The following is a 20510-nucleotide window of genomic DNA, read 5'->3' on the forward strand; positions in this document are numbered from 1 at the left end:
CTCGCGGAGCTCCCTTTTTCATGGGCGGGCGCGGCGCGCGCGTCAGGGCAGGCCGTCGAGCTTCTTGCCGGCTGCGATGCCGTGGTCCTTGAACCAGCCCTGCGCCATTTCGAGGGCGTAGCGCACCGGCTTCTTGGCGCAATGGGGGTCTTCGGTCTGGGGCGCCATGTCCTCGATGTTGACGATCGTGCCGTCGTCGGCGATAAAGGCAATCGAGAGCGGCAAGAGCGTGTTGCGCATCCAGAAGCACTGCACGTCCGGTTGCTCGAAGACGAACAGCATGCCGTCGTTGCCCGGCAGTTCGCGGCGGAACATCAGGCCGTCGCGGCGGGTTTGGTCCGAATCGGCCACTTCCGCGCGGATAATATGGATGCCGGCGGAGATCTGGACAGTGGGCAGCGGAGGCTGCGGGCCGGTCTGGGCGGCCGCGGGCAGCGCGGCGGCGGTGGCCAGCATGAGCGCGGCGGCCCTGAAGAACGGTGATGCGGACAGCGTACGACCTAGGGAAAACAAAGCAGCGTTCTTGAACATGGGCCAGGCGGAGGAAGAAAATAACAAGGCGGGGCCCGTGAGCCCCGCCCGATAATGGCGCAACCTGTGGTTGCGCTTTAAGGGTAAATCAGGCGGCAGTGATATTCAGCGCCTGTTTTCCTTTGGGCCCCTGAATAATCTCGAAGGCCACTTTCTGGCCTTCTTTCAGGGTTTTAAAACCATTCATCTGGATGGACGAAAAATGGGCGAACAGATCTTCACCGCCGTCGTCGGGCGTAATGAAGCCAAACCCCTTTGCATCGTTGAACCATTTGACGGTGCCCGTCGATTTGGGATTGTCCCCTTGGACGGCGGTAGCGGTCGTATCAGACATGCGGACTGCCTCATTGAATCGTATGTTGACAGAAGGGCATTGCGGTCTAGACCTCTGTCCCCCCTCCGGCTTCCTGGCAGATTTTCGATGCGTTGAAAACCCCAGAATGCGTGGATAATGCGCCGCTTTTCTTCGCGGCGTCAAGTATGGAAACTACGCATTTCTGCATGTAATTTTCCGTAAGTTACATGCTAGCCGTCCCCAGTTTAAATAGAATAGCGGCCCTATGAGTTCTACCTTGGATACCCAGCACGATTTGGCCGTCGAGAAGGCGCCGGCGCGCGTTGCGCCGCCTCCGATGTACCAGGTTTTGCTGCTCAATGACGACTACACCCCGATGGAGTTCGTCGTGAAAGTACTGCAGAAGTTCTTCAATAAAAATCACGAAGAAGCGACGCGGATCATGCTGCAGGTGCATCACGAGGGACGCGGCGTGTGCGGCGTCTATCCGCGCGATCTGGCGGCCACGCGCATCGCGCAGGTCGCGCAGTACGCGCGGGCGCGCCAGCACCCCCTGCAGTGCGTAATGGAGCCGGTCTGAACTCCCGAATCGACCACGCCGCCTGTCATGGCGGCGTTGTTCTGCCGGACTAAGGTGTCCGGCGGCGTTGCCCGCGCGCCGTCCAGGCGCGCGGGATAGTCGGCCGGCAGCTTCGCCGTAAAGAAGCTGCGCAATATTAAAAGTAAGCGGGAGATTTGCCGTGAGTGGAAAGATCAGCAAGACCTGGCTGGCGACGGCCGGGGTCGCGGTATTGGCGGGCGCCATCGGCCTGGGCTGGTGGATGGGCCAGGAACGCCAGGCGGCCCCGCCCGCGCCGGCGGCGGTATCGCAGCCGGCCCCGGCGCCGGGCGTAAGCGACGCCAAGCCGGCCTTGCCCGCCACGGCGCAGGTCGGCCAGGCCGATCCGTTCGCGGCGCTGACCTGCCAGCCGCGGCAGTACAACGACGCGCTGGCGCTGGCGGTGACCTTCACCCAGCCCGTTGACGCCAAGGCCGAGCTGGACGCTTTCCTGCAAGTGACCGATACCGGCGCGGCTTCGGGCCAGGCCGACGAAGACAGCGAATCGGCCGCCCAGCCCGGCGACCAGCCCGCCTCGGTGCGCCCAGGAGACCCGGCGCCCAAGGGCAAGATCGTCAAGGGCAACTGGGTGGTCGGCGACAATCCGCGCGTCGTGTATTTCCCTTACGTGCAGCCGCAGCGCTCCTACGCCGTGACGCTGCGCGCCGGGCTGCCCGGCGCGGGCGCCTCGGGCAAGCTGGCCCAGGTGGCGCATTGCGAGGTGCAGACCCAGGCCATGCCGCCGTCGTTCTATTTCGCCAGCCGCGGCGTGGTGCTGCCGGCCGGCCAGAACGGCGGTCTGCCGGTGGCCACGGTCAACGTGTCCGAGGTCGACGTGCAGTTCCTGCGCGTTGCGCCCGAGCGCGTGCCGGAGCTGTTCGACACCGTGCTCGGCATCGGCCGCAACACCGCTTCCTCGTCCGACGACGAAGGCAGCGACTATGAAGACGAATGGCGCTATTCCGACAACCGCAGCCTGAAGGGCTCGGTCAGCAACTGGGATCTGGACCGCCTGAATACGCTGACGACCAGCGTCTACCAGGGCCGCTTCCTCACCGACGACAAGCCGAACCGGCGCCATGTGACCTTCCTGCCGGTCGAAGGCATCAAGGAATTGCAGGAGCCGGGCATCTATGTGGCGGTGATGAGCCAGCCCGGCCGCTTCCGCTATGAATACCAGGTGACGTATTTCTACGTCAGCGACATCGGCCTGCATGCGCGCCGCTATCTGGACCGCATCGAGGCCTATTCGGTTTCGCTCAAGAACGGCACCGCGATCTCCGGCGCCGTGTTCGAACTGGTCGACGGCGCCGGCAAGACGCTGGCCAAGGCCGCCGCGGACGGGCAGGGCCACGTCCGCTTCGATGGCAGCTTCGCCAATGCGCGCGTCATCCGCGCCTCGCGCGACAAGGAAATGACGGTGCTGGCGCTGGGCGAACCGGCCTTGGACCTGTCCGAGTTCGATACCGGCGGCCACACCTCGCGTCCCAACAACCTGTTCGTCTACGCCGGACGCAATCTGTACCGTCCCGGCGAAACCTTCAACGTTTCGGTGCTGCCGCGCGACCTGGACGGCCGCATGCTGAGCCCGTCGCCGCTGACCGCCACGCTCAAGCGGCCCGACGGCCGCACCGTGCTGAGCACGCTGTGGCATCCGGCCAAGGACCTGCCGGGCTACGTCGAACGCAGCGTCGAGCTGCCGCAGGACGCCCAGACCGGCACCTGGCTGCTCGAGCTGCGTGTGGACCCCGCCTCGCGCGCGCCGGACGCGTCCTGGAAGTTCCAGGTCGAGGAATTCCTGCCCGAACGCATGAAGATGACGCTGACCTCCAAACAGGAGGTGCTGCGTCCGGAAGAGTCGCTGACGGTGGATGTGCAGGGCGACTATCTGTATGGCGCGCCCGCGGCCGGCAACCGGCTGCTGTCCAGCTTCCAGGTCAAGCGCGACCGCTACGCGCTGCCGCAGCAGTGGCCCGGGTTCATCTTCGGCGACGTGGCCGACGATGCCCGCCGTCATTTCGAAGAGCTGCCCGAGGCGGCCCTGGACGACAAGGGCCGTGGCCAGCTCGAAGTCGATCCGCGCACCGGCGGCACGCATTCGCCGATGAAGGTGCGGGTCTCGGCCAGCCTGCTGGAATCGGGCGGCCGCCCGGTGGTGCGCTCCATCGAGCGCAGCGTCTGGCCCGCCGACCGCCTGATCGCCGTGCGTCCGCAGTTCGACAGCGACGTGGCGCGCGAGGGCGCGCCGGCCGGCTTCGAGGTGCTGCGCGTGGACGCCCAGGGCAAGATCGCCCCGCTGGCGCAGGCCCAGGTGCGCCTGTTCCGCGAGGACCGCCAGTACTACTGGCGCTTCGACGACCAGCGCGGCTGGAACAGCGGCTATACCGAAACCGAGGAACTGGTGGATTCGCGCGAGATCGCGCTGAAGGACCGCGCCCAGCTGACCCTGCCGGTCAAGTGGGGCCGCTACCGCCTGGAAATCGCCGACCCGGAAACCGGCGAGACCATGCGTTACCGCTTCTACGCCGGCTGGAACGCGCAGGACGCCGACGCCATGGGCAACCGCCCGGACCGCGTGCAGATGAAACTGGAAGGCGCGCCGGCCAAGCCGGGCGACACGGTCAAGCTGACCCTGACCCCGCCGCATGACGGCCAGGCCCTCATCACGGTGGAAGGCGACCGCATGCTGTGGTCGTCGTGGGTGGCCGTGAAGGCCTCCGGCACGCAGGTCGAGATCCCCGTGGACAAGACCTGGAAGCGGCATGACCTGTACATCGCCGCGGCCGTGTTCCGGCCCGGCAGCGAGGGCGACCGCGTGACCCCGGCGCGCGCGCTGGGCCTGACCTTCCTGCCGATCGCCAGCGCCGACCGCAAGCTCGACGTCAAGCTCACGGCCGCCGCCAAGACGGTGCCCGAGACCAAGACCACCGTGCGCGTCAAGGTCGACGGCGCCCAGGGCAAGCAGGCCACGGTCACGCTGTCCGCGGTCGACGTGGGCATCCTCAATATCAACCAGTACAAGACGCCCGATCCGCTGGACTACTTCTTCGGCAAGCACCGCTACGCGCCCGAACTGCTGGACATGTACGGCAAGCTGATCGAGAAGATGGACGGCACCAAGGGCAAGCTGAAGTGGGGCGGCGACGCCGCCATGCGCGGCGACAGCAAGAGCCTGCCCAAGAAGGTCAAGCTGGTCGACCTGTTCTCCGGCCCGGTCAGGCTGAACGAACAGGGCGAGGCCGACATCCCGCTGGACCTGCCCGATTTCAACGGCACGCTGCGCCTGATGGCGGTGGCCTTCACGCCCGACAACTACGGCAGCGCCGATGCCGAAATGGTGGTCGCCGCGCCCATTGTGGCGGAACTGAACACCCCGCGCTTCATCACGCCGGGCGACCAGGCCGCGATTGCGCTGGACGTCACCAACATGAGCGGCGCCGAGCAGAAGGTGACGGTCAAGCTTGAGGCGCTGGACCCGCTGGCCATCGTCGACGGCGTCAAGAGCGTCACGCTGAAGGACAAGCAGCGCGCCACGCTGCGCTTTACCGCCAGCACCACCGGCTCGTACGGCCTGGGCCTGATGCGCCTTACCGTCGACGGGCAGGGCGGCGGCAAGCCCGTGCACATCGTGCGCGAATCGGTGCTGCAGGTGCAGCCGGCCTACGCGGCCGAGCGCCAGGTGCGGCGCCTGCGCCTGAATCCGGGCGAATCGAACACGCCGCAGGCTTCGTGGGTGGCTTCCTATTACCCGGACTCCACCACCGTCAGCATGTCGGTGTCGAACCGTCCGCCGTTCAACGTCAACCGCCTGGTCGAAGGCCTGCTCAACTATCCCTACGGATGCACCGAGCAGACCATCAGCGCGACCCTGCCGTGGGTGCTGATCGACGAGGACGGGGCCAAGCAGTTCGGCCTCAAGCCGCGCAGCCAGACCGAACGCGCGGCCAAGGTGGCCGGCGCCATCGGCCGCCTGGCGGGCATGCGCAACGCGGCCGGCTCCTACAACCTGTGGAGCAGCTCGTCCTCGCGCGACGTGTGGCTGACGGCCTACGCCGTGGGCTTCCTGCAGGACGCCCGCGACCACGGCTTCGAAGTGCCGGAGGCTTCGCTGGAGCGTTCGCGCCAGTGGCTGCTGGAACAGGTGCAGCAGAGCGCCGGCGCGTTCGGCACATGGTCGGCCAACCTCAAGCGCAACCTCGAATCGGGGCGTCTCGACGCCAGCGACGCCAACATCCTGCGCGAAGACCACCGCCGCTTTGCCGGCCTGGCCACCGCGGTGCTGGCGCTGGCGCGCGACAACAAGGCGCCGCTGTCGACCGTGCGCCAGCTGTTCGACAACTACCAGGAACGCGCGCGGTCGCCGCTGCCGCTGATCCAGCTGGCGGCCGCCTTCAAGCTGATGGGCGACGAAGGGCGCATGAAGTCCGCGCTCGACCTGGCCGTGTCGCGCGACTACGGCATCCACCAGCGCCGCAACAGCGCCTATTACGACGAGTGGCTGGGGGACTACGGCAGCAGCGTGCGTGACTACGCGCTGGGCTATGCGCTGGCGCAGCAGTACCAGTTGCGCCACGACGGCCTGGACAACCTGGTCGGCCAGCTGGCCAGCCGCCTGGGCAACCGCTCGTACCTGTCGACCCAGGAGCAGATGTCGCTGCTGCTGGCCGCGCGCGCCATCGGCGGCGACAAGTCCACGCCCTGGGAGGCCGCGCTGACGCTCAACGGCGTGCGCAAGCCGCTGGCCGGCGGCAAGAGCGACCAGACCGTGGCGCTGTCGGTGGCCGACCTGGCCGGCATGCAGCTGACCAACACCGGCAGCCAGTCCCTGTTCGTCGAGTACGACATCCAGGGCAGCCCGACCTCGGCGCCGGCGCCGCGCAACGACATCATCCAGCTCAAGCGCGGCTGGTACCGTCCGGACGGCCGTCCGTGGGACGGCGGCACCTTGCAGACCGGCGACATGCTGGTGGTCTGGCTGCAGGCCGGCGCCAACCAGAACATCCCGGACGCGCTGCTGGTCGACCGCGTGCCGGCCGGCTTCGAGGTGGAAAACCTGAACCTGTCGCAAAGCCCCGAGATGCAGGACTGGACCATCGGCGGGCGGCGCGTGGCCGACGCGATGGCCGATCCCAATATCAAGCACCGCGAGTTCCGCGATGACCGCTACGTGGCCGCGGTGGCGCTGGGCCGCGGCAAGGTGGACGTGTTCTACCTGGTGCGGGTGGTGACGCCGGGCCGCTACGCGGTGCCGTCGACGGTGGCCGAAGACATGTATCGGCCGGAAATCCGGGGCGTAGGCGAGCAATGGAGCACGGTAGAGATCCGCGACCGCGGCGCCAGGCGTCCTTGAACGCCGCCGCCACCCCGGCGGCGGGCGCGCAGCGCGCCCGCCGCTGGCGGCGGCGCGGAATCTTCGCGGCCAGCGCGTTGTTTGCGCTGGCCGCGTTGCTATTCGCGTTCGACCGCCTGTATCCCCTGCCTGCCGTGGACTCGGGCGGCGCCGCCGTGGTGGTGGCCGCCGACGGCACGCCGCTGCGCAACTATCCCAGCCGCGACGGCATCTGGCGCTACCCGGTGCGGCCGGACCAGGTGTCCGGGCACTATCTGGAAACCCTGCTGACCTACGAGGACCGCTGGTTCTACTGGCACCCCGGCATCAATCCGGTGGCGCTGGCGCGCGCCGGCTGGCAGTGGGCCACCAACCGGCGCATCGTCTCGGGCGGCTCGACGCTGACCATGCAGGTCGCGCGCCTGATCGACCCCGAGCTGGCCGGCAAGCCCTCGCGTTCGCTGTCGGCCAAGCTGCGCCAGGCCTGGCGCGCGGTGCAGCTGGAAATGCACTACAGCAAGGACGAGATCCTGTCGCTGTACCTGACCCACGCGCCGATGGGCGGCATCGTCGAGGGCGTGGAGATGGGCTCGCGCCTGTGGCTGGGCAAGCCGGCGCGCGACCTGAGCCCGGCCGAGGCGGCGATGCTGACCGCCTTGCCGCAGGCCCCGTCGCGGCTGCGCCCCGACCGCCATCCCGAGGCCGCGCAGGCCGCGCGCGACAAGGTCCTGGACCGCATGGTCGAGCTGGGCCGCTGGACCCCGGCCGAAGTGGCCGACGCCAAGATCGAGCGCGTGGTGGCGCCGCCGCTGCGCGCCCGCTGGCTGGCGCCGCTGGCCGCGCAGCGCCTGTTGCAGGAGGCGGGCGCCGGCGCCCGCCGGACCGGCGCGCGTCCGCCCCTGGTGACTTCCACCCTGGACGCCGACATGCAGACCTCGGTGGAGCACATGCTGCTGGACCGGGTCGACAGCCTGCCGCCCAAGGTGTCCTTGGCGGTGCTCGTCATGGACAACGACACGCTGGAGGTCAAGGCCTACGCCGGTTCCGCCGACTTCTCGGACGCCACCCGCTATTCCCACGTGGACATGGTGCGCGGCGTGCGTTCGCCGGGCTCGACGCTCAAGCCCTTTTTGTACGCCCAGGCGCTGGACGAGGGCCTGATCCATTCCGAAAGCCTGCTGATCGACGCCCCGATGTCCTTCGGCGGTTACGCGCCGGGCAATTTCCAGGCGGCCTTCGCCGGGCCGATCAGCGTGGCGCAGGCCTTGCAGCGCTCGCTGAACGTGCCGGCGGTGGACCTGCTGGACCGGGTCGGCCCGACCCGTTTCGCCGCGTCCATGCTGTCGGGCGGGGTGCGGTTACGATTGCCGGTCGGCGCCGAGCCCAATCTGAGCTTGATTTTGGGCGGGGGCGGCACCACATTGGAAGAACTGGTGGGCGCATATCGCGCCCTGGCACGGGGCGGCATTTCGGGCCGTCCCCGCCTGCGGCCGGAGCAGCCGCGGGTCGAGTCCCGTATGATGAGCCCTGGGGCCGCCTGGATCGTCCGCGATATTCTGGAAGGCGGCGGCCACCCCGACCGGCCGTTCTACAACGCCGGCAGCCCGGCCCGGCAACTGGCCTGGAAAACCGGGACGAGTTTCGGATTCCGGGACGCCTGGGCCGTCGGAGTGACCGACAGGTGGACGCTGGGCGTCTGGGTCGGCCGTCCCGACGGCACGCCCAACCCGGGGTTTTTCGGCGCCAACGTGGCCGCGCCGCTGCTGCAGGACATCGTGGCGGCATTGCCGGAAGGCGCGCCCCAGGCCCGCGTCCGGCCGGCGACGGTGCAGTCCGCCGTGATCTGCTGGCCGCTGGGTTACAGACTGGGCAGCGTGCCGTCCGGCGAATGTCCGGAACAGCGGGCGGCGTGGATACTGAACGAAACCGCGCCGCCGTCGTTCGCGGGCTACGCCGACACCTCGCAGGCGCCCGTGCGCCTGCAGGGCGTGGCGACCGGTTCGGTGCTGCGGCCCGTGCCCGGCGGGCGCGAGGTGGCGGTAGATGTGGATGTGCAAGGAGCCGAGGGCGTTGTATGGTGGATGCTCGACGGGCGCGTGGTGAGCGAGGGCGCGTCGGGTCATCCATTCAAGTTAGTGCTGGCCAGAGACGGCCGGTATACGCTTACTGTCATGGATGCGCACGGCCGCCACGACAGCGTGGTTTTTGAAATCGCTGGCGTTACGCCCTGATCGGCATAGAATATGAATCGTGTATTTGACCGCTTCGATGCGTCACGGAGGAAGCGTGATTTCCCAAGAGCTTGAAGTCAGCCTGCATATGGCTTTTGTCGAGGCCCGTTCGGCCCGGCACGAATTTATTACCGTCGAGCACCTGCTGTTGTCGCTGCTCGACAACGCTTCGGCTGTCGAGGTTCTGCGCGCCTGCGCCGCGAACCTGGACGAGCTGCGCCGCAACCTGCGCCAGTTCGTCTCGGAAAACACGCCCGTGATTCCGAGCGGCGCCGAAGTAGACACCCAGCCCACGCTGGGTTTTCAGCGCGTGATCCAGCGCGCGATCATGCACGTGTCGGCCGGCGGCACCGGCAAGAAGCCGGTAACCGGCGCCAACGTGCTCGTGGCCATTTTCGGCGAAAAGGATTCGCACGCCGTGTACTACCTGCAGCAGCAGGGCGTCACCCGGCTCGACGTCGTCAACTTCCTCTCGCATGGCATTACCAAACAGCCCCAGGTGGAGTCCGCCGCCGTGCAGAAAGAGCAGCAGACCAATGGTGAAGACCAGGGCGACTCGCGCCAGTCGCCGCTGGACCAGTACGCGACCGACCTGAACGCGGCCGCGCTGGCCGGGCGCATCGACCCCCTGATCGGGCGCGAGCACGAAGTCGAGCGCGTGATCCAGGTGCTGTGCCGCCGCCGCAAGAACAATCCGCTGTTGGTCGGCGAGGCCGGCGTGGGCAAGACCGCCATCGCCGAGGGCCTGGCCTGGCGCATCACGCGCGGCGAAGTGCCCGAGGTCCTGCAGGCCGCCCAGGTCTATTCGCTGGACATGGGCGCGCTGCTGGCCGGCACCAAGTACCGCGGCGATTTCGAACAGCGCCTGAAGGGCGTGCTCAAGCAGATCCGCGGCAATCCCGACGCCATCCTGTTCATCGACGAAATCCACACGCTGATCGGGGCCGGTTCGGCCTCGGGCGGCACGCTGGACGCGTCCAACCTGTTGAAGCCGGCCCTGTCGTCCGGGCAGCTCAAGTGCATCGGCGCGACCACCTATACCGAATACCGCGGCGTCTTCGAGAAAGACCACGCGCTGTCGCGCCGCTTCCAGAAGATCGACGTGCCCGAGCCCAGCGTCGAACAGACCGTGCAGATCCTGCGCGGCCTGAAGAGCCGCTTCGAGGAACATCACAGCGTGCGCTATTCGGCCGCGGCGCTGTCGGCCGCCGCCGAACTGTCGGCGCGCTTCATCAACGACCGCCACCTGCCCGACAAGGCCATCGACGTGATCGACGAGGCCGGCGCCGCGCAGCGTCTGCTGCCGCGCTCGCGCCAGAAAAAGGTGATCGGCAAGGTCGACATCGAAAACATCGTCTCCAAGATCGCGCGCATCCCGCCGCAGTCCGTCTCCAACGACGACCGCAGCAAGCTCGCCACGCTGGAGCGCGACCTCAAGACCGTGGTGTTCGGCCAGGACAACGCCATCGAGGCCCTGTCGGCCGCCATCAAGATGGCGCGTTCGGGCCTGGGCAAGCCGGAAAAGCCCATCGGCGCCTTCCTGTTCTCCGGCCCCACCGGCGTGGGCAAGACCGAAGTGGCCCGCCAGCTCGCGTTCACGCTGGGCGTGGAGCTGCTGCGCTTCGACATGTCGGAATACATGGAACGCCACGCCGTGTCGCGCCTGATCGGCGCGCCTCCCGGCTATGTCGGGTTCGACCAGGGCGGGTTGCTGACCGAGGCCATCACCAAGCAGCCGCACTGCGTGCTGCTGCTCGATGAAATCGAGAAAGCGCATCCGGACGTGTTCAACATCCTGCTGCAGGTCATGGACCACGGCACGCTGACCGACAACAACGGCCGCAAGGCGGATTTCCGCAACGTGATCCTCATCATGACCACGAACGCGGGCGCCGAGACGCTGAACCGTCCGTCCATCGGCTTCGCCAACTCGCGCGTGGTCGGCGACGAAATGGCCGAGATCCGCCGCATGTTCACGCCCGAGTTCCGCAACCGCCTGGACGCGATCATCCCGTTCGCGGCCCTGGACCGCGAGATCATCCTGCGCGTGGTGGACAAGTTCCTGATGCAGCTCGAAGACCAGCTGCACGAGCGCCGCGTGGAGGCCGTGTTCACCACGCGCCTGCGCGATCATCTGGCCAAGGAGGGTTTCGACCCGCTGATGGGCGCGCGTCCCATGCAGCGCCTCATCCAGGACACCATCCGCCGCGCGCTGGCCGACGAGCTGCTGTTCGGCAAGCTGGTCGAGGGCGGCACGGTCACGGTGGACCTGGACGACGAAGGCAAGGTCACGCTGAGCTTCGACGACAACGGCAAGCCGCCGTCCTCGGACGCGCCGGACAAGCAGGAAGTCGAGCTCGTCGACTAGGGCAACGCAACCCCCTCTATGACCGCGGACCGCCAGCCGCTGATCGAGTGCGAACACTGCGCGAGCATCTATCGCCGGCATCAGCTCGAACCTGACGAGACTGCCAATTGCGCCCGCTGCGGCGCCACCCTGTGGCGCTACAGCGGGCTTAGTTTGTCCAATTGGCTGGCTCTCGCCATCGCCGCCCTGATCGTGTTCGGGGTGGCCAACGCCTATCCCGTCGCGTCCATGTCCGTGCAGGGCATGACGCAGCAGGCCTCGCTGCTGGACGCCATTTCCATCACCTGGCGCCAGGGGCACTGGGTGGTGGCCGTCATGACCGGTCTGGCCGGCTTCGCGTTGCCGCTCTTGCAGCTGGGAGTGCTGCTGTGGGTGCTGGGCCCGCTCTCGCGGGGCCGCGAGCCGCTGGCTTTCCGTCCTGCCATGCGCTTGCTGGGTATCTTGCGTCCCTGGTGCATGGTGCCGGTGTTCCTGCTCGGCGTGCTGGTGGCGGTGGTCAAGCTGGCGGGCATGGCGGCCGTGTCCCCCGGGATCGGGCTGGGCGCTTTCGGCATACTCACCATCCTGCTGACCATGCTGGGGCGGTTGTCGCCGCATGCGCTGTGGCGCTACGCCGAAGACACCGGCGTGGTGCCGGTGCACGTGCCGCAGGCCGGCCCCGACCGGGTGCTGACCGGCTGCCACGTCTGCGGCCAGGTGCAGGCGCTGCCGCGCGAGGCCGACCCCGAGGCGCTGCATCATTGCGTGCGCTGCGACGCGCTGGTGCACCACCGCAAGCCCGACCACCTGGCGCGCACCTGGGCGCTGCTGCTGGCGGCCATCGTGTTCTACATTCCCGCCAACGTGCTGCCCGTCATGAAGGTCAGCTCGGTGCTGGGCGACAGCGCCCACACCATTCTGGGCGGCGTGGTCGAACTGTGGGAGATGGGCTCCTGGGACATCGCGCTCATCGTCTTCATCGCCAGCGTGGCGGTGCCGCTGACCAAGCTGCTCGCGATCATCCTGCTGCTGCTCACCGAGCAATGGCGCAGCACCACCAACCTGCGTCCGCGCACCCGGCTCTACCAGATGGTGGAATTCATCGGCCAGTGGTCCATGCTGGACGTGTTTGTCGTTATATTGCTGGCGGCGCTGGCGGATTTCCAGGGCCTGATGGAAATCAGCGCGGGGGCGGGCGCGGCGGCCTTCGGCGTGGTGGTGATCCTGACCATGCTGTCGGCCATGAGCTTCGACCTGCGCCGCAGCTGGGACCTGGAAACGCAAAGTGAAATAGAATCGGCACCGGTCGAAAGCCGGCGCCGCCCGACGACTGGCGCGGGCCAGGAAACGGGCTAGGAAATTGGGCGGGGACGGGGGCCGACCCTCGGCTCCCCCCACTAAAAAGGAAGAATAGATGTCCGAGCAAGCACCCGGATCGGGCGAGGAACCGTTCGCTTCGCCCTCGATCTCGCGCAAGCAGAAAAGCCGGGTCTCGTGGATCTGGCTGGTGCCCATCGTGGCCGCGCTGATGGGCCTGTCGCTGGTCGTGCGGACCTGGATGCAGGCCGGACCGGACATCTCCATTTCGTTCAACACCGCCGAAGGGCTGGAAGTCGGCAAGACCCAGCTGCGCTACAAGGACGTGACCATCGGCACCGTGCGCGCCATCGGCTTCAACGAAGACCGCAGCAAGGTGGTGGTGCGCGCCGAACTGGCCAAGGAAGTCTCGGACCTGGCGCGGGAAGGCACCAATTTCTGGGTGGTGCGCCCGCGCCTGGACGTCAGCGGCGTATCCGGCCTGGGCACCTTGCTGTCGGGCGCCTACATCGGCGTGGACGCCGAGGAAGGCAAGAACGGCAACAAGGCCACCAAGCTGGAATTCGAAGGGCTGGAAGTGCCGCCCGCGGTCACCCACGACCGCGCCGGCAAGCGCTTCAAGCTCAAGGCGGCCGACCTGGGGTCGCTGGACATCGGCTCGCCGGTGTATTTCCGCCGCATCAACGTCGGCCGTGTCATCGGCTATGCTCTGGACCAGACCGGCAAGGCCGTCAACGTCGAGGTGTTCGTGGACGCGCCCAACGACAAGTTCGTCACCAACGCCACGCGCTTCTGGAACGCCAGCGGCGTGGATTTCAGCGTCAACGCCGACGGCCTGAAGGTGCGCACCCAGTCGCTGGTGTCGATGGCGATGGGCGGCGTGGCGTTCGAGCCGGTGCTGAACACGCGCGATTCCGGCACGCCGGCCGCCGACGATACCGAATTCGAACTCTATCCCACCGAGACCGCGGCCAAGGCCAACCCGGACGGCGAGGCCTTCCCGATCCGCCTGCGCTTCGACCAGTCGATCCGCGGCCTGACGGTGGGCGCGCCCATCGATTTCAGCGGCATCACGCTGGGCAACGTCACGCAGATCAACCTCGATTTCGATCCGCAGGCCAAGCGCTTCTACTCGCTGGTGGACGCCACGCTGTATCCGGAACGCCTGGGCCGCGTGTTCGACGAGGTGCGCGAGCGCGCCGTCCAGAACGGCGACGTGGCCGGCAACCGCCTGCTGGGCAGCATGATCAAGCACGGCCTGCGCGCCCAGCTGCGCACCGCCAACCTGCTGACCGGCCAGCTTTACGTGGCGATGGACTTCTTCCCGAACGCCAAGCCGGTCGAGTTCGTCGATTCCGAGCCGGCGCAGATACCGACCGTGCCGGGCAACCTCGACCAGCTGCAGCAGCAAGTCAGCAACATCATCGCCAAGGTCGAGAAGATTCCGTTCGACAAGATCGGCGAAGACCTGCGCGCCACGCTGGCCAGCACCTCCAAGCTGATGGGCCGGCTCGACAAGCAGGTGGCGCCCGAGGCGCAGAAGATGCTGAAACAGGCTAGGGATTCGATGGCGCAGATCAACTCGCTGCTGGCCTCCGACTCCTCGCTGCCGGTGAACACGGAGCGCGCCATGCAGGAGCTGGGCCGCGCCGCGCGTTCGCTGCGCGCGCTGGCCGATTTCCTGCAAGCCAACCCCGAGGCCCTGCTGCGCGGCCGCGGTCCAGACCCGATTCCAGGCGCCGGTCCTGTCAGGAACTGATACCCATGAATAGACGCCCATTCCGCTGTACCCGCCCGCGCGCGGCCCTGTCCTCGCTGCTCCTGTCGGCCGCGCTGGCGGGCTGCGGCGCCTCGGCGCCGGTGAACTACTACACGCTGCAAGGCCCGGCCGCGCCGGGCGGCGCCGGCGCCGGCGCTTCCGCTCCCTACCTGATCGACGTGCAGCCGGTCAACGTGCCGACCCAGGCCGATCAGCCCCAGCTGATGGTGCGCACCGGCGACGGCAGCCTGTCGGCGCTGTATTCCGAGCGCTGGAGCGCGCCGCTGGGCGACGAGCTGCGTGGCGCGCTGTCGGACGCGCTCAAGCGCGAGTTGGGCGCGCTGGACGTGCAGATGGTCAAGCCCGGGCCGGGCGCCGCCACCTGGCGGGTGCAGACCGACGTGCAGCGCTTCGAACTGGTCTCGGGCCGCATGGCGCAGCTCGACGTCACCTGGCGGGTGCGGCCGGTCAACATGAAGGGCACGGGGCTGCTGTGCCGCAGCGTGGTGACCGAAACCGTGGCCGACGCCGGCGTGCCGGCGCTGATCGCCGCGCAGCAGCGCGCCGTGGCCGCCCTGGGCGGGGCCATCGCGACGGCCATCCGCGGGCAGGCCCCGGCGGGATCGGGCGCGGTCCAGATGTACGGCTGTTCGGCGCTCAAGGACTGACTCCCGGATTTTTCCGAAACCCGGTAGTTCTCAAGCGGTTAACCTAGGGTTAACCGCAATATATGCGCGGTTGCAACCTGTCTAGCATACGGTTCGAATCCGGCTCCAGTCCGGTTCCACTCCCAGGGCCCGGTCGGGCCCGAACGAACTCTGCCCTGTGACAGGAAGCAATCTCTCATGGCCAGCACGACCCTAGGCGTCAAAGTCGACGACGCGCTGCGCGACCGGCTCAAGGCCGCCGCGCAAAAGCTCAACTGCACCCCGCACTGGCTGCACAAGCAGGCGATACTCGCGTACCTGGACCGCATCGAGCGCGGCCAGCTGCCGGCCGAGATGTCGCACCTGGGCGCCGACGGCGACGGCGAGGACGAGTCGGGCGACGGGCACGCCGCGCCCACGCCGCCGTTCTACGAGTTCGGCCAGGACGTGCAGCCGCAATCGGTGCTGCGCGCGGCCATCACGGCGGCCTACCGCCGTCCCGAACCGGAATGCGTGCCGCTGCTGCTGGGCCAGGCGCGCATGCCCAACCTGGAAAAAATCCACGCGATGGCCGCCGACCTGGTCAGGAAGCTGCGCGGCAAGCGCAGCGGCGGCGGCGTGGAGGGGCTGATCCAGGAATTCTCGCTGTCCAGCCAGGAGGGCGTGGCTCTGATGTGCCTGGCCGAGGCGCTTTTGCGCATCCCCGACCGCGCCACGCGCGACGCGCTGATCCGCGACAAGGTGGCGCGCGGCGACTGGAAGTCGCACATGGGCGGCTCGCAGTCGCTGTTCGTCAACGCCGCCACCTGGGGCCTGATGATCACCGGCAAGCTGGTCGCGGTCAGCAGCGAGCAGTCGCTGTCGCGCGCGCTGACCCGCCTGATCGGCAAGGGCGGCGAGCCGCTGGTGCGCAAGGGCGTGAACATGGCCATGCGCATGATGGGCGAGCAGTTCGTGTCGGGCCAGACGATTTCCGAGGCGCTGGCCAACAACCGCAAGATGGAATCGCGCGGTTTCCGCTACTCGTACGACATGCTGGGCGAGGCCGCCACCACGGCCGAGGACGCCGAGCGCTACTACGCCTCGTACGAGCAGGCCATCCACGCGATCGGCAAGGCCGCCGCCGGCCGGGGCATCTATGAAGGCCCGGGCATCTCGATCAAGCTGTCGGCGCTGCATCCGCGCTATTCGCGCGCCCAGCGCGAGCGCGTCATGGCCGAGCTGCTGCCGCGCGTCAAGGCGCTGACCCTGCTGGCGCGCAGCTACGACATCGGCCTGAACATCGACGCCGAGGAAGCGGACCGCCTGGAAATCTCGCTCGACCTGCTGGAAGCGCTGTGCTTCGAGCCGGAGCTGGACGGCTGGAACGGCATCGGCTTCGTGATCCAGGCCTACCAGAAGCGCGCGCCCTTCGTGATCGACTACGTGATCGACCTGGCCCGCCGCAGCCGCCACCGCGTGATGGTGCGGCTGGTCAAGGGCGCGTACTGGGACACCGAAATCAAGCGCGCCCAGGTCGACGGCCTGGAAGGCTATCCGGTGTACACGCGCAAGGTCTACACCGACGTGGCCTACCTGGCCTGCGCCCGCAAGCTGCTGGGCGCGCCCGAGGCGGTGTACCCGCAGTTCGCCACGCACAACGCCTACACGCTGGCGGCCGTCTACCACCTGGCCGGCCAGAACTACTATCCCGGCCAGTACGAGTTCCAGTGCTTGCACGGCATGGGCGAGCCGCTCTACGACGAAGTGGTGGGGCCGCTGGCGCAGGGCAAGCTGAACCGCCCGTGCCGCATCTACGCGCCGGTGGGCACGCATGAAACCCTGCTGGCCTACCTGGTGCGCCGCCTGCTGGAAAACGGCGCCAACACCTCGTTCGTGAACCTGATCGGCGACGACAGCATTCCGGTGGAGCAGCTGGTGGCCGATCCGGTCGAGGCCGCCTCGCGCATCGCGCCGCTGGGCGCGCCGCACGAGAAGATCCCGCTGCCGCGCGAACTCTACGGCGATCCTCAGGCCGGCGCGCGCGCCAACTCCGCCGGCCTGGACCTCAGCAACGAGCACCGCCTGGGCTCGCTGTCGGCGGCGCTGCTGGCCAGCGCCTCGATGCCGTGGCGCGCCGCGCCCATGCTGGGCGAGGGCGGCGAGACCTGGGACGCGGCCCGCGCCGTCGAGGTCCGCAACCCCGCCAATCTGCGCGACCTGGTGGGCCACGTCATCGAGGCCAGCCCCGAAGAGGCCGAGACCGCGCTGCGCGACGCCGCCAACGCCGCGCCCATCTGGCAATCCACGCCGGTGGCCGAGCGCGCCCAGTGCCTGCGCCGCGCGGCGCAATTGCTGGAAGAGCAGATGCAGACCCTGCTGGGCCTGATCGTGCGCGAAGCCGGCAAGTCGCTGCCCAACGCCATCGCCGAGGTGCGCGAGGCCGTGGACTTCCTGCGCTATTACGCCGACCAGGCCGAAAGCGAATTCGACAACGACACGCACCGCCCGCTGGGCACCGTGCTGTGCATCAGCCCGTGGAACTTCCCGCTGGCCATTTTCACCGGCCAGGTCGCGGCCGCGCTGGCCGCCGGCAACACGGTGCTGGCCAAGCCGGCCGAGCAGACCCCGCTGATCGCGGCCCAGGCGGTGGCCATCCTGCGCGCCGCCGGCGTGCCGCCCGGCGCCGTGCAGCTGCTGCCCGGCCGCGGCGAAACCGTGGGCGCCCAGCTGGTGGCCAGCCCCGGCGTGCGCGGCGTGATGTTCACCGGCTCCACCGACGTGGCGCGCATCATCTCGCGCACGCTGGCCGAGCGCCTGGACGACGCCGGCCACACCATTCCGCTGATCGCCGAGACGGGCGGCCAGAACGCCATGGTGGTCGATTCCTCCGCGCTGGCCGAACAGGTGGTGTACGACGTGCTGACCTCGGCCTTCGACTCGGCCGGCCAGCGCTGTTCGGCGCTGCGCGTGCTGTGCGTGCAGGAAGACAGCGCCGACCACGTGCTGACCATGCTGCGCGGCGCCATGCGCGAACTCAGCGTGGGCAATCCCGACCGCCTGTCGGTGGACGTGGGGCCGGTGATCGACGCCGAGGCCCGCAACGGTATCCAGCGCCACATCGAAACCCTGCGCACCGCCGGCCACCGCGTGGACCAGGTGGAGCTGAACGGCGAATGCCGCCACGGCACCTTCGTGCCGCCCACGCTGATCGAGATCGACGACATCGGCGAACTCACGCGCGAAGTGTTCGGCCCGGTGCTGCATGTGGTGCGCTACAAGCGCGACGAGCTGGACGGCTTGCTCGAGGCCATCAACGGCACCGGCTACGGCCTGACTTTCGGCGTGCATACCCGCATCGACGAGACCATCGCGCACGTGACCGGCCAGGTCATGGCGGGCAACGTCTACGTCAACCGCAACATCGTCGGTGCCGTGGTGGGCGTGCAGCCCTTCGGCGGCGAGTGCCTGTCCGGCACCGGCCCCAAGGCCGGCGGCCCGCTGTATATGTACCGCCTGCTGGCCACCCGTCCGTCCGGCCTGCCGCCGGCGCTGGACGCCTCGGCGCCGCTGCCGCAGCGGCTGGCGCTGCCCGGCCCGACCGGCGAGACCAATACCTACGTGGTCGAGCCGCGCGGCGCCGTGTATTGCGTGGCCGCCACCGAGGCCGGCGCGCGCGCCCAATGGTCGGTGGCCCGGCTCACCGGCAACCATGCCTGGTTCGCCGATACGCCGGCCGCGCAGGCGCTGCTGCAGAGCCTGGACGCCGAGCAGCGCGAACGCGCGGGCATCCTGGCCGACGAAGACGTGGACCAGGCCGACTACCAGGCCGTGCTGTTCGAAGGCGACGGCGACGCGCTGCAGGCGCTGAACCGGCGCATCGCGCAGCGCCCCGGCGCCATTCTGTCGGTGCAGGGCCTGACGCCGGACGCGATCGCGGCGGGCGCGGCCTACGTGCCGGAACGCCTCCTGGCCGAGCGTTCCGTCAGCGTCAACACGGCCGCGGCCGGCGGCAACGCCAGCCTCATGACCATAGGTTGACGGCCGGGAGAGGGCCTTTGGACATCCAAGGGTTATCTCCAATATCGGGCAAGGTTGCACTGGAAGCAAAATCCGGTCGCACCGCAAATCCGGATGTCGCAACCCGGCATCCGGACGCAACAAGCCAGGCAGGCGCAGCGTCCCGCCACCCTCGGGACCTGCCTCGTAAAAAACCAGAAACCTGGCTAAAAGCTCAGGTATAACAAGGTCTAACGTCCGACACACCGGAGGATACCCATGAAGTTCCGCACCACTTTGAAGCTCGTCGCCGCCAGCCTCGCCGCCGCCGGCATGGTCGCCGCCGCGCAGGCCGCCGACATCAAGTTCGGCTTTGCCGCGCCGCTGACCGGCCCGCAATCGCATTACGGCGAGGACATGCAGAACGGCCTGAACCTGGCCCTGGAAGAGGCCAACAAGAAGGGCATCAAGGTCGACGGCAAGCCGGCCACCTTCGTGCTGGTGTCGCGCGACGACCAGGCCGATCCGCGCGTCGGCGTGCAGGTCGCCCAGCAGCTGGTCGACCAGGACGTGGTCGGCATCCTGGGGCACTTCAACTCCGGCACGACGATCCCGGCTTCGCGCGTCTATCATGACGCCGGCCTGCCGCAGATCGCCATGGCCACCTCGCCCGAATACACCAAGCAGGGCTACGAGACCACCTTCCGCATGATGACCAGCGACACCCAGCAGGGCGCCGCGGTCGGCAAGTTCATGGTCGAGAAGCTCAAGGCCAAGAAGATCGCCATCATCGACGACCGCACCGCCTACGGCCAGGGCCTGGCCGACGAGGTCGAGAAGGCCGTCAAGGCCGCCGGCGGCCAGGTCGTGCGCCGCGAGTACACCACCGACAAGGCCAACGACTTCACCGCCATCCTGACCAACATCAAGGGCGCCGCGCCCGACGCGATCTTCTACGGCGGCCTGGACGCGCAGTCCGGCCCCATGAAGCGCCAGCTCGCGACGCTGGGCCTGAAGGCGCCGCTGGTCTCGGGCGAAATGACCCGCAGCGACACCTTCATCAAGCTGGCCGGCGACGCCGCCGACGGCACCTACGCCTCGCTGGCCGGCGTGCCGCTGGACAAGATGGCCGCGGGCAAGGACTTCGCGCAGCGCTACGAAGCGCGCTTCAAGAAGGCGCCCGGCGTCTACGCCCCGTACGCCTACGACGGCGCATGGAACATGATCACCGCCATCGAGCAGGCCGGCTCGGCCAAACCCGAGAAGTACCTGCCGGCGCTGGCCAAGCTCAACCGCAAGGGCGCGACCAGCGAGCACATTTCCTACGACGCCAACGGCGACCTCAAGGAAATCTCGGTCACCATCTACGAAGTCAAGAACGGCAAGTGGGAGATGGTCGAGACCATGGTCAGCCAGGCCAACTGACGGCTGCTGACCGGGGCGGACGCGGCCGGGCCGCGACCGCCTCTTCATAAGCG

Annotated in this window: 11 protein-coding genes; 9 read left to right on the forward strand and 2 right to left on the reverse strand. The window is 68.2% G+C overall.

Features of this window, described 5'->3' with window-relative positions:
- Nucleotides 1-42: 42 nt before the first annotated feature.
- Together AC1IQ6_RS10735 and AC1IQ6_RS10740 are read right to left on the reverse strand one after the other, a co-directional pair.
- On the reverse strand, nucleotides 43-531 hold the full coding sequence (locus AC1IQ6_RS10735; protein ID WP_168202100.1) for a DUF192 domain-containing protein: 489 nt from the start codon (nucleotides 529-531) through the stop codon (nucleotides 43-45).
- Between the two features lie 88 nt (nucleotides 532-619).
- Nucleotides 620-865, reverse strand: coding sequence for a cold-shock protein (locus AC1IQ6_RS10740; RefSeq protein WP_006220277.1), 246 nt, complete (start codon nucleotides 863-865; stop codon nucleotides 620-622).
- A gap of 226 nt (nucleotides 866-1091) precedes the next feature.
- Here AC1IQ6_RS10740 and clpS point away from each other — a divergent pair, with 226 nt between their 5' ends.
- The 9 genes from clpS to AC1IQ6_RS10785 all read left to right on the forward strand — a co-directional run bounded on the left by clpS (nucleotide 1092) and on the right by AC1IQ6_RS10785 (nucleotide 20457).
- Nucleotides 1092-1406, forward strand: a complete 315-nt coding sequence (gene clpS, locus AC1IQ6_RS10745; protein ID WP_025135841.1) for an ATP-dependent Clp protease adapter ClpS — start codon at nucleotides 1092-1094, stop codon at nucleotides 1404-1406.
- A gap of 160 nt (nucleotides 1407-1566) precedes the next feature.
- A complete protein-coding gene (locus AC1IQ6_RS10750) occupies nucleotides 1567-6774 on the forward strand; it encodes an alpha-2-macroglobulin family protein (protein WP_485866299.1) in 5208 nt (1735 codons plus the stop codon).
- Complete coding sequence (gene pbpC / locus AC1IQ6_RS10755) at nucleotides 6771-8984, forward strand: penicillin-binding protein 1C (RefSeq protein ID WP_485866300.1); 2214 nt, start codon at nucleotides 6771-6773, stop codon at nucleotides 8982-8984. Before AC1IQ6_RS10750 ends, pbpC begins: the two co-directional genes overlap by 4 nt.
- 55 nt (nucleotides 8985-9039) lie before the next feature.
- Complete coding sequence (gene clpA / locus AC1IQ6_RS10760) at nucleotides 9040-11352, forward strand: ATP-dependent Clp protease ATP-binding subunit ClpA (protein ID WP_168202101.1); 2313 nt, start codon at nucleotides 9040-9042, stop codon at nucleotides 11350-11352.
- 18 nt (nucleotides 11353-11370) lie between these two features.
- Complete coding sequence (locus AC1IQ6_RS10765; protein WP_209165318.1) at nucleotides 11371-12687, forward strand: PqiA/YebS family transporter subunit; 1317 nt, start codon at nucleotides 11371-11373, stop codon at nucleotides 12685-12687.
- A gap of 58 nt (nucleotides 12688-12745) precedes the next feature.
- Complete coding sequence (locus AC1IQ6_RS10770) at nucleotides 12746-14407, forward strand: PqiB family protein (protein ID WP_102772166.1); 1662 nt, start codon at nucleotides 12746-12748, stop codon at nucleotides 14405-14407.
- Nucleotides 14408-14412: 5 nt separating this feature from the next.
- Nucleotides 14413-15075 (forward strand): PqiC family protein, encoded by a 663-nt coding sequence (locus tag AC1IQ6_RS10775; RefSeq protein WP_485866301.1) that lies wholly within the window; start codon nucleotides 14413-14415, stop codon nucleotides 15073-15075.
- A 177-nt stretch (nucleotides 15076-15252) separates the two neighbouring features.
- Complete coding sequence (gene putA, locus AC1IQ6_RS10780) at nucleotides 15253-19074, forward strand: trifunctional transcriptional regulator/proline dehydrogenase/L-glutamate gamma-semialdehyde dehydrogenase (protein ID WP_485866302.1); 3822 nt, start codon at nucleotides 15253-15255, stop codon at nucleotides 19072-19074.
- Nucleotides 19075-19311: 237 nt separating this feature from the next.
- Nucleotides 19312-20457, forward strand: a complete 1146-nt coding sequence (locus AC1IQ6_RS10785; RefSeq protein WP_102772163.1) for a branched-chain amino acid ABC transporter substrate-binding protein — start codon at nucleotides 19312-19314, stop codon at nucleotides 20455-20457.
- Nucleotides 20458-20510 lie beyond the last annotated feature (53 nt).

It is taken from the genome of Achromobacter sp. MUI-25009338, from assembly GCF_057359325.1.

Bases quoted from the DNA above. Each gene is read 5' to 3' on its own strand.
- AC1IQ6_RS10735 (WP_168202100.1), bottom strand. From the start codon at position 531: ATGTTCAAGAACGCTGCTTTGTTTTCCCTAGGTCGTACGCTGTCCGCA.
- AC1IQ6_RS10740 (WP_006220277.1), bottom strand. From the start codon at position 865: ATGTCTGATACGACCGCTACCGCCGTCCAAGGGGACAATCCCAAATCG.
- clpS (WP_025135841.1), top strand. From the start codon at position 1,092: ATGAGTTCTACCTTGGATACCCAGCACGATTTGGCCGTCGAGAAGGCG.
- AC1IQ6_RS10765 (WP_209165318.1), top strand. From the start codon at position 11,371: ATGACCGCGGACCGCCAGCCGCTGATCGAGTGCGAACACTGCGCGAGC.
- AC1IQ6_RS10770 (WP_102772166.1), top strand. From the start codon at position 12,746: ATGTCCGAGCAAGCACCCGGATCGGGCGAGGAACCGTTCGCTTCGCCC.
- AC1IQ6_RS10775 (WP_485866301.1), top strand. From the start codon at position 14,413: ATGAATAGACGCCCATTCCGCTGTACCCGCCCGCGCGCGGCCCTGTCC.
- putA (WP_485866302.1), top strand. From the start codon at position 15,253: ATGGCCAGCACGACCCTAGGCGTCAAAGTCGACGACGCGCTGCGCGAC.
- AC1IQ6_RS10785 (WP_102772163.1), top strand. From the start codon at position 19,312: ATGAAGTTCCGCACCACTTTGAAGCTCGTCGCCGCCAGCCTCGCCGCC.